Raw genomic sequence first — 10,744 nt, forward strand, 5'->3', positions numbered from 1 at the left:
ACAAATACAGAACCTCACGATATTAACTATCTTCCCATCATTACACCCTTTTAAAAAACAAAAAAAAGAGGCGTAAGCCTCTTTTTTATTATTAATAAATACAAAATTATAAATTTATTTAAATATATTCAACTGCTGATATCTCATATTCAATCACACCTTTAGGCGTTTGAATATTAACTACGTCATCTAAGGATTTACCAATCAACCCACGTGCAATGGGCGACCCTACTGATATTAAGTTACTTTTAATGTCAGCTTCATCTTGACCCACTATACGATAAGTCGTTTCTTCGTCAGTATCTAAATTCAAAATCGTTACTGTTGTTCCAAAAATAACCTTTCCATTGTTAGTCATTTTTGTCACATCGATTATTTGTACGTTAGACAACTTACCTTCGATGTCTTGAACACGGCCTTCACAGAAACTTTGTTGTTCACGAGCGGCATGGTATTCAGCATTTTCTTTTAGATCACCATGCTCTCTTGCTTCTGCAATTGCTTTAACAATTTCTGGTCTTTTGACTGATTTTAAGTGATTCAGCTCTTCTCGAAGCATTTCTGCTCCTTTAGCTGTCATAGGATATTGAGTCATCTATCAACACTCTCTTATTTTTGTTTTTGCTTATTTAACACTCATTACTCATAAAGTAGATAAGTGCTAAATAAGATTTTTCAACGGACGATTATATTGTTAATTACAATTTAACCCAATAACTTAGTGAATACGTTTATGTAAATCTTGCACAGACGTCACTCTAGCTCGGTCATCTGCTTCATTAGCATTAACTGTGGCAAATGCTGAATTCATAGTCGTGGTATAAGCAACTTTATTTAACAATGCTTCTTTACGAATATAAACAGAGTCATCAATAGCTTGACGTCCTTCAGTAGTATTCACAATATAGTTATATTCACCATTTTTAATGGCATCAACAATATTTGGACGACCTTCACTTAGTTTATTAACCACACTGCAAGGTACACCCGCATTGTTTAATACGCTGGCTGTGCCACTTGTCGCTTCCAATGAGAAACCTTTAGCAACCATAGCTTGACCTAATTCGATGACACGATTTTTATCATTCAAACGTACGGATAATAAGGCTTTACCACCCACTGGAATTTCTTGGCTAGCGCCTAAGTTAGCTTTGGCATAAGCCTCTTCAAAACTATCACCCACGCCCATTACTTCACCAGTAGAGCGCATTTCTGGGCCTAGTAAAGGATCTACACCTTGGAATTTAGCAAACGGCAACACCACTTCTTTGACTGAATAAAACGGTGGAATGATTTCTTTAGTCACGCCTTGTGAAGCTAAAGATTGGCCCGCCATGGCTCTCGCGCCAATTTTAGCAACAGGAATACCTGTCGCTTTTGATACAAATGGAACAGTACGCGCAGCTCTAGGGTTTACTTCAATTAAATACACTTCGTTGTCTTTAACAGCAAATTGGGTATTCATCAGTCCGACAACACCTAACTCTAAAGCCATCGCTTTAACTTGTTGGCGCATCACATCTTGAATATCACTACTTAAAGAGTATGGAGGTAATGAACAAGCCGAATCACCCGAGTGTACACCCGCTTGTTCGATATGTTCCATAATGCCGCCAATTACGACCTCTTTGCCGTCACAAATAGCGTCAACATCCACTTCAATCGCGTCATCTAAGAATCTATCAAGCAATACTGGAGAATCGTTTGATACTTTAACTGCGTTAGTTAAATAACGTTTAAGATCTTTTAAATCATAAACGATTTCCATTGCTCGGCCACCTAGAACGTAAGAAGGACGAACAACAAGTGGGAAACCAATTTCACCCGCAGCTTCAAGTGCTTGTTCCATATTACTAACGGTCGCATTAGCTGGTTGTTTAAGGTTTAGCTTATTCACCATTTTTTGGAAACGTTCACGATCTTCTGCTTTATCGATTGCATCCGGAGATGTACCAATAATTGGAACACCAGCCGCCTCTAGAGCACGGGCTAGTTTAAGAGGAGTTTGACCACCGTATTGAACAATGACACCTTTAGGTTGTTCGATGCGGACAATCTCTAATACATCTTCTAATGTAACAGATTCAAAGTACAAACGATCTGACGTGTCATAATCGGTAGAAACCGTTTCAGGGTTACAGTTAACCATGATGGTTTCGTAGCCATCTTCACGCATGGCTAATGCGGCATGAACACAACAATAATCAAATTCAATACCTTGGCCGATACGATTTGGACCACCACCAAGTATCATGATTTTATCTTTATCACTTGGATTAGCTTCACATTCTTCATCGTAAGTAGAATACATGTAAGCTGTATCAGAAGAGAACTCAGCAGCACAAGTATCAACTCTTTTATAAACAGGGTGGATATCAAAACCGCGACGTTTTTCACGTACATCAGCTTCATCGACACCCGTCAATTCGGCAATTCGTGAATCAGCAAAACCTTTACGTTTAAGCGTATTCATTAAGTTTTGATCAATCGAAGATAAACCTGACTCTGAAAGTTTATTCTCAAGAATGATTAATTCTTCAATTTGTACCAAGTACCAACGATCAATATTGGTTAAGTTAAATATTTCTTCTACTGACATACCCATACGCATAGCATCGGCTATGTACCAAATACGCTCTGCGCCTGGCTCACGTAACTCACGGATAATAGTATTCTTCGCTTCTGGATCATTGATATCAATTATCGAATCCAGACCGTTTACGCCCACTTCAAGACCGCGCAAGGCTTTTTGTAATGATTCTTGTTGATTACGACCAATAGCCATCACTTCACCAACAGACTTCATTTGAGTCGTTAAACGGTCATTAGCACCGGCAAATTTTTCAAAGTTAAAACGTGGAATTTTAGTCACGACATAATCAATTGTCGGTTCGAATGAAGCTGGTGTTAGTCCACCCGTTATATCATTCGCCAATTCATCTAAGGTGTAACCCACAGCTAATTTAGCCGCTACTTTTGCAATTGGAAAACCCGTTGCTTTTGAAGCCAATGCTGATGAACGAGATACTCTTGGGTTCATCTCGATAATAACTAAACGACCCGTTTTAGGATCTACACCAAATTGTACGTTTGAACCACCTGTTTCAACGCCTATCTCACGTAAAACAGCGATTGCAGCATTACGCATGATTTGGAATTCTTTATCGGTAAGGGTTTGTGCTGGCGCTACCGTTATCGAGTCGCCAGTATGTACACCCATTGGATCAAAGTTTTCAATCGTACAGACGATAATACAATTGTCTGCTTTATCTCTGACCACTTCCATTTCATATTCTTTCCAACCAATAAGTGATTCATCAATCAATAATTCGCTGGTTGGCGATAAATCTAGACCCCTACGGCATATCTCTTCAAACTCTTGTTTGTTATAAGCAATACCACCACCAGAACCACCCATAGTAAATGAAGGACGGATAATACAAGGAAATCCTATACGAGAACTGACGTCAAAAGCTTCTTCCATCGTGTGAGCGATTTCAGCGTTAGGACACTCAAGACCGATAGACTTCATAGCTTTGTCAAAACGTTCTCGATCTTCCGCTTTGTCAATTGCATCAGCCGTTGCGCCAATCATTTCAACATTAAATTCTTTTAACACACCGTGCTTTTCTAGATCTAAGGCACAATTTAATGCAGTCTGACCACCCATAGTAGGAAGTACAGCGTCTGGCTTTTCTTTCTCAATGATTTTCTTAACAACTTCCCAATGAATGGGTTCGATATAAGTTGCATCGGCCATTTCTGGATCGGTCATGATTGTCGCTGGGTTAGAGTTAACTAATATAACTCGATAACCTTCTTCTCTTAACGCTTTACAGGCTTGTGCGCCTGAATAATCGAATTCACATGCTTGACCAATAACAATTGGGCCTGCGCCTAATATCAAGATGCTTTTTATGTCGGTACGTTTTGGCATAGTATTCTTTACTCTAAACTCTTTAAATATCTAATAGCTTTCTATTCATCAGAAAACTTCAAGCACATTAATTGCTATTTAGCCGCTTTAATTAATTCAATAAAATGATCAAATAGTGGCGCTGCATCATGTGGGCCAGGGCTTGCTTCAGGGTGTCCCTGAAAACTAAACGCGGGTTTATCTGTGCGATGTATTCCTTGCAGCGATTTATCAAATAACGAAATATGTGTTACTTCAAGGTTAGCTGGCAAGGTACTTTCATCAACTGCAAAACCGTGATTTTGGCTAGTAATCATGACTCGATTACCTTTAATGTCTTTAACTGGATGGTTGGCACCATGATGGCCAAACTTCATCTTAACTGTTTTAGCACCACTAGCTAACGCTAATAACTGATGACCAAGACAAATACCAAAGATAGGAATATCAGTATCTAAAATTTGTTTAATAGCAGCAATTGCATAATCACAAGGTTCAGGATCACCAGGGCCATTAGATAGAAACACACCATCAGGCTTAAGAGCCAAAACTTCATCGGCGCTAGTCTTAGCTGGCACAACTGTAAGGCGACAACCGCGATCAACTAACATACGTAATATGTTGTGTTTTGCGCCAAAATCGTACGCAACCACATGGAATGGCATGTCTGCATTAGCAGAGCTATACCCGCTGCCTAACTCCCAACTTCCACCAGCCCAATCATATGTTTTTTCACATGTCACATCTTGTGCTAGGTCTAATCCCTTAAGGCCTGAGAATTCTTGAGCAGCTTTTAGAGCATCGGCCTCATTGAGTTCCACATCATCTAAAGACGAGGTAGATATGATACACCCGTTTTGTGCGCCTTTATCTCGTAATATACGAGTTAAACGACGAGTATCGATGTCTGCAATACCTAAAATATTGTTTTCTTGCAAATATTCTGACAGGCTTTTTTCACTACGAAAATTACTGACTATAAGAGGTAAATCACGAATAATTAAACCTTTGGCCCAAATATTATTGGATTCGCAATCTTCCTGGTTCACACCAGTGTTACCAATATGCGGGTAGGTTAGTGTTACTATCTGCTGAGCGTAAGACGGGTCAGTAAGAATTTCCTGATAACCGGTCATTGAAGTGTTAAACACAACTTCACCAACAGATTTACCAGAAGCACCAATAGCGGTACCTTTAAAGACAGAACCATCTTCAAGAACTAAAAGGGCAGAATTAGCCAAATCAACCTCCAGGTTAGTTAAATAAAAAGTTTTAACCTAAGGAGCTAATTTTAATACATAAAATTAAACTCCGTAGAAAAATCATACAATCCATTGATTTGTATAAAATTTAAGTCAATTTGCTTATGAAAAAGTGGTGAAATAAGAGTTATTTCACTGGATTTTGGCAAATTCGCAATATTATACATATAACGATTAAAAAGGTCTATTGCCAATTACAAAAAATGCATAAACAGACGCTTTATAAGAATTTTTACTCATAAGCGCCAAAATACACAATTTGTTTTAATTGAATTTAATGATTATGTTTACTTAAAACCTAAAACATCTTCCATGTCATACAACCCTGCCGGCTTACCTAACAACCAATTAGCTGCTTTTACCGCACCTTTGGCAAATGTCAGCCTACTTGATGCTTTATGGGTAATTTCTAATCGTTCACCAATATCTGCAAATAATGCGGTATGTTCCCCCACTACATCGCCGGCTCGTACCGTAGCAAAACCAATCGTGTTGTGATCTCGCTCACCTGTGTCACCTTCTCTACCGTAAACTGCACAAGTGGATAAATCACGACCAATTTCAGATGCGATGGCTTCGCCAATTGCTACTGCAGTACCAGAAGGCGCATCCTTTTTAAATCTATGGTGGGCTTCTAAAATCTCTATATCTGCAGTATCTGCCATCACGGCAGCCGCTTGACGCACAAGGTTTAACATTAGGTTTACGCCAACACTATAATTCGCAGCAAACACCACGGGAATGTGTTGACTCGCATCATCTAATATTTGTTTTTGATCTTGCGTTAAGCCAGTGGTACCTATCACAATAGGTTTATTGTGTTTAATACATAGCGCTAAGTTGTCGGCTAACGCGTCCGGTAAAGTAAAATCTATGAATACATCAATTTGAGCAATATTTTCACTTAAATCGACACAAACATTAAGTCCCTTTTTACCAATTCCAGCCAATTCACCCACATCAGCACCAATAAGAGAAGAAGAAGCTCTCACTGAAGCTCCAGTTAATTGGTTATCTGCGCTTTGATCAACGGCGTCAATTAATACTCGACCCATTCGGCCATTGGCACCGAAAATTGCAATATTCGTCATGATGTTTGTTTACTTTATATAGAAGGCTAAATAATTGGCGTAATTGTGCCTTATTTATTCTCATCTTGCAGCACAGGTATTGTTATAACTAACCCTAACTCGGAATAACAAGGCCGTTTCCTAATATTTGTCAGCTTTTATTAGATACACCAACACCATTATCAAATAGGAATAATATGAGTTGATTTGATTTCTTCCATCACTACATAGGTATGTGTTTGACTAATGCCTTTTAACATTGCTAACTTGCCGCCCAAAAATTTTCTATAGCCCTTCATGTCTGGGATCCTAATTTTAATGAGATAATCGAAACCACCTGCGACCATCGCGCATTCAATCACCTCAGGCATATCGTTTACCTCCTTGTTGAACTCTTCGATCGCTTTAGTGGTTGATTTTTCTAACGACACCTGAACATAAGCGGTTAACGAGGCATTTAACTGGTTCGGATTTAGATGTGCAACGTATTGTTCAATATATCCGTGTTGCTCTAAACGTTTTACTCTTTCTATACACGGAGTCGGACTAAGAGCCACTTGCGCCGCTAGTTCAACGTTAGAAATCTTACAGTTTTTCTGTAATATATTTAGAATTTTGTAATCAATTCGATCTAACTCTAAGGAAGACTTTCTCATTTATGACGACTCGTTAAGGTTTAACAAAAAGGCATTTCCGCCTGTTGCGACTATATTATCTGTTTTCGTTTTTTCAACTAAGTAAGGTAACAAGGCGTAATCGTCTTGAACATGATCGACCACTTGAATAATCGCTCCTGCTCGTTGTGCCAATACCGGGTAGATATTCATTGCATTATGACAGGCGACAAGTGATGTATTATCGTCTAGCAATAAAGTACTCAATGCTTCATTTTCCTCAATTTGTTTAACTAGGTGCAGTGGCAAAAAGCTTGCGCATACACTTACTAAATTAGCTAAAAAAGGACGAAGACTTGATTCTTGAGTATATAAAACCACGCCATTACCCGTCGCTAATGCACTTATTAATTGAATCAAAGTATAACCATTTAGAATCGATGATTGGTTGGCTAAAATTAGTACGACCCCTTTAGCATGTAAACTTAATTCATTTGTTTCGCCAGTTGGACCTGGTAATACTTCTACAGTAGATAGGTGCTGTTTAGCCCACAATATTCTGCTATTGCACAACAATTTGTGTTTTGAAGTAAAACTCGGATCTTGAAGTTTGTTTAACATGGTGACTAATATTTCACAGCGAGTATTAACTAGGGTTTGACTCCAATTTACACTAACCCTCTTCACTTGTTTTATCTGGTTTTTAGCAACCATGTTTGTTCGTTTAATATTCACGTCTGAGGAGCTACCCACCTCTGGGCTGTTCCATAAGTTGGTAAAACGTAATAAATAATGTGGGCCGCCAGCCTTAAAACCGGTACCCGATAACCCATGTCCACCAAAAGGATTCACGCCAACCACTGCACCGACTGTATTACGGTTTATATAAGTATTACCCACACTGGTATGTTTGAATACATGTTCAGAAAATTGTTTAAGTCGACTATGGACACCTAGGGTTAAACCATATCCCGTATCGTTTATGTCCTGAATGACTTGGTCTAGTTCATTAGCTGAATAACGTATCAGGTGTAAAATAGGTCCAAATACTTCGTCTTTTAATTGGTTGATGTTTTCAATTTCATACACTTGAGGACGCACAAAACTGCCCTCTCCACACTCATCGCTCAATTGACCTTGACCTAATAAAGTCCCTTGTTCATACATGCGGTTTTGGTGTTCGTTCAATATTTGTTGCGCCTTCATATCGATAACGGGCCCAACATCACTATTAAGATGCCAAGGTTTACCGATTTTAAGCGTGTCAATTGCCCCGATTAACATGGATATAATATTGTCGGCAATATCATCTTGTAAATACAAAACCCTTAAGGCCGAACACCTTTGGCCAGCGCTTAAAAAAGCAGACTGAACTACGCTGTCTACAACTTGTTCTGGTAGGGCTGTTGAATCTACAATCATGACATTTTGACCGCCTGTTTCAGCGATTAGAGGTGGCATTTTAGTACCACGTTTAACCAAGTCTAATTGTATACGTTTGGCTGTTTTTGTGGAGCCAGTAAAGGCCACACCTGCAACTACTGAGCTGGACAGTAACTTAGGGCCAACCTTAGCACCTGTACCAGTGATGAGCTGCAATACCTCACTCGGCACACCAGCTTGATGCAAAATTTTGGTCGCCTCGCCCGCAATAATAGGTGTTTGTTCAGCGGGTTTTGCAATGACACTATTCCCCGTTACAAGTGCTGCGACGACTTGGCCTACCAATATGGCTAACGGAAAGTTCCAAGGGCTAATACAAACAAACACGCCTTTACCATTACAAATCCCAGTACGATTACTACTATCCGAGCCTCTCTCATTGTTGCCCTGCCCCATAATTCGTCTTGCCTGCAGTGCATAATAACGACAAAAGTCAACGGTCTCTCGAACCTCTGACACACCATCGGCAATCGCTCTTCCTGCTTCGATACAAATTAACGCCACCAACTGTTCGGTATTTTGTTCAAATAAATCAGCCGCTTTTTCTAAAATATTGGCTCGGGTATTAACATCAGTATCTTGCCAGTTGGGCTGTGCGTTAGCAGCAGAGCTTAAGGCATTTTGTATATCGTTATCACTTGCGTCAGAGCAATAACCCACTATTCGATTATTATCTGCGGGAGAAACAATAGGCTCTAACTGATGAACTGACATTTGGCCATTGATGATAGCCCCAACTTCCCTTGTAGATTGATTAAACGCTTTAAGTTCATTGTGTATTTTACTGACACCTAAGGGATCATCTAAATCAATACCTCTAGAGTTATGACGTAATTCTCCAAACGTGGTAAATAATTCTTTCGCCAAGGGGATCCTAGAATGACGCCTTCCCGGTAACATTTTAATATTTGATTCTACATTTTGAACTAAGTTTTCAACCGGTACTTTTCCGTCTAAAAATTGGTTTACAAAGGAACCATTTGCACCATTTTCTAATAACCGACGAACCAAATAAGGCAATAAATCTTTATGCACACCCACAGGTGCATAGACCCTAATAGGAATATTTTGATTATTTTCACCAATAAGATGACTATACAAAAGTTCGCCCATGCCATGTAATCGTTGAAATTCAAAAGACTGTAAATCATCACTAGCCATTTGCATAATTAATGACACGGTATAAGCATTGTGAGTGGCAAATTGAGGGTAGATATGTAGTTTGTTTTGCAGTAATTTGGCCGCGCAAACTTGATAACTGAGATCGGTATTAACTTTGCGACTAAACACAGGGAAATCTTTAAGCCCTTGTTCTTGAGCATGTTTAATTTCAGCATCCCAGTATGCGCCCTTAACCAGTCGAACCATTAATTTTTTTTGACTTAACTCAGCGAGTTCTACTAACCAATCGACAACATAAATCGCTCTTTTTTGATAGGCTTGCAGCACAAAACCTAATCCATGCCAATCGGCCAATTCTGGCGCTAAAGCCAAGGTTTGAAAAACATCTAATTCAATATCTAAGCGTGCCGCTTCTTCGGCATCAATAGTAAGCCCTATTCCTAACTTTTTAGCTTCAATTGCTAGTTTCATGACACTTGGTATCAATTCATCTAACACTAATTGATGATGACTGAATTCATAACGTGGATGTAATGCACTCAGTTTCACTGATATTCCGTCTGCTAGTTTTACGTCTGAATGTTTATTTGCTGCCCCAATTGATTGAATTGCATGTAAATAGGCATCAAAATACTTTTCAGCATCTTGATAAGTGCGAGCGCCCTCACCCAACATATCAAAAGAAAATCGCGTTCCAGCTAGATTGTCTTTTTTCCCCCGTTTAGCCGCTTCTTTTATGCTGCGACCCAAAACGTATTGTTGCCCCATATACTTCATGGCTTGCAAGGTAGCCCCGCGCACCACTGGCTCACCCACACGACTGATAAGTTTGCCAAACCAGTTTTTCGGATTATCTTCAGCGTTAGGTTTCTTTTGTAATATTTTACTGGTTAAGACTAAACCTGCACTGGCTACGTTAACTAAAAACTCATTTGAATGACCTAAATGTTCGGCCCAATTACCTAAATGAATCTTTTCTTCGATTAATTTGTCTAGGGTATAACTATCTGGTACACGTAATAAGGCCTCAGCCAAACACATCAACACAACCCCCTCTTCACTAGACAAACTATATTCTTGTAAAAAAGCATCAAATAATCCTTGATTGTCAGGATTTTCACGGCATGTTTTAACTAAATTTAGAGCAGACGAACGGGTCTCAATTTGTTGATTTAAAGTTAAAGGGTTGATAGATAGTAAATTTTCAACACTCACCTCTTCTGACATTAAATTATGCTGACGAATGGTTAAACGAATTGAATTGAGTAAATCTGTGTTTTTCATAATAGAACGCTCAATATATAGCCAAGTGTGACC

The 10,744-nt window shown here is 39.1% G+C and carries 6 protein-coding genes; all 6 read right to left on the reverse strand.

Annotation, left to right across the window (positions count from 1 at the left end; genetic code table 11):
• Positions 1–118 precede the first annotated feature (118 nt).
• The gene (gene greA / locus ACSHXM_RS19025; protein ID WP_435691473.1) at positions 119–595 is read right to left on the reverse strand and encodes a transcription elongation factor GreA; all 477 of its coding nucleotides are present in this window, start codon (positions 593–595) and stop codon (positions 119–121) included.
• A gap of 123 nt (positions 596–718) precedes the next feature.
• The gene (carB, locus tag ACSHXM_RS19030) at positions 719–3,937 is read right to left on the reverse strand and encodes a carbamoyl-phosphate synthase large subunit (protein WP_435691475.1); all 3,219 of its coding nucleotides are present in this window, start codon (positions 3,935–3,937) and stop codon (positions 719–721) included.
• A 74-nt stretch (positions 3,938–4,011) separates the two neighbouring features.
• On the reverse strand, positions 4,012–5,157 hold the full coding sequence (carA, locus tag ACSHXM_RS19035; RefSeq protein ID WP_435691478.1) for a glutamine-hydrolyzing carbamoyl-phosphate synthase small subunit: 1,146 nt from the start codon (positions 5,155–5,157) through the stop codon (positions 4,012–4,014).
• Positions 5,158–5,465: 308 nt separating this feature from the next.
• The gene (gene dapB / locus ACSHXM_RS19040; RefSeq protein WP_435691480.1) at positions 5,466–6,269 is read right to left on the reverse strand and encodes a 4-hydroxy-tetrahydrodipicolinate reductase; all 804 of its coding nucleotides are present in this window, start codon (positions 6,267–6,269) and stop codon (positions 5,466–5,468) included.
• A 161-nt stretch (positions 6,270–6,430) separates the two neighbouring features.
• A complete protein-coding gene (locus tag ACSHXM_RS19045) occupies positions 6,431–6,904 on the reverse strand; it encodes an Lrp/AsnC ligand binding domain-containing protein (RefSeq protein WP_435691482.1) in 474 nt (157 codons plus the stop codon).
• A complete protein-coding gene (gene putA / locus ACSHXM_RS19050; RefSeq protein ID WP_435691484.1) occupies positions 6,905–10,711 on the reverse strand; it encodes a bifunctional proline dehydrogenase/L-glutamate gamma-semialdehyde dehydrogenase PutA in 3,807 nt (1,268 codons plus the stop codon). It lies immediately after the preceding gene.
• Positions 10,712–10,744 lie beyond the last annotated feature (33 nt).

The sequence above is a fragment of the Paraglaciecola sp. genome (assembly GCF_051252315.1).
Classification (GTDB): domain Bacteria; phylum Pseudomonadota; class Gammaproteobacteria; order Enterobacterales; family Alteromonadaceae; genus Paraglaciecola.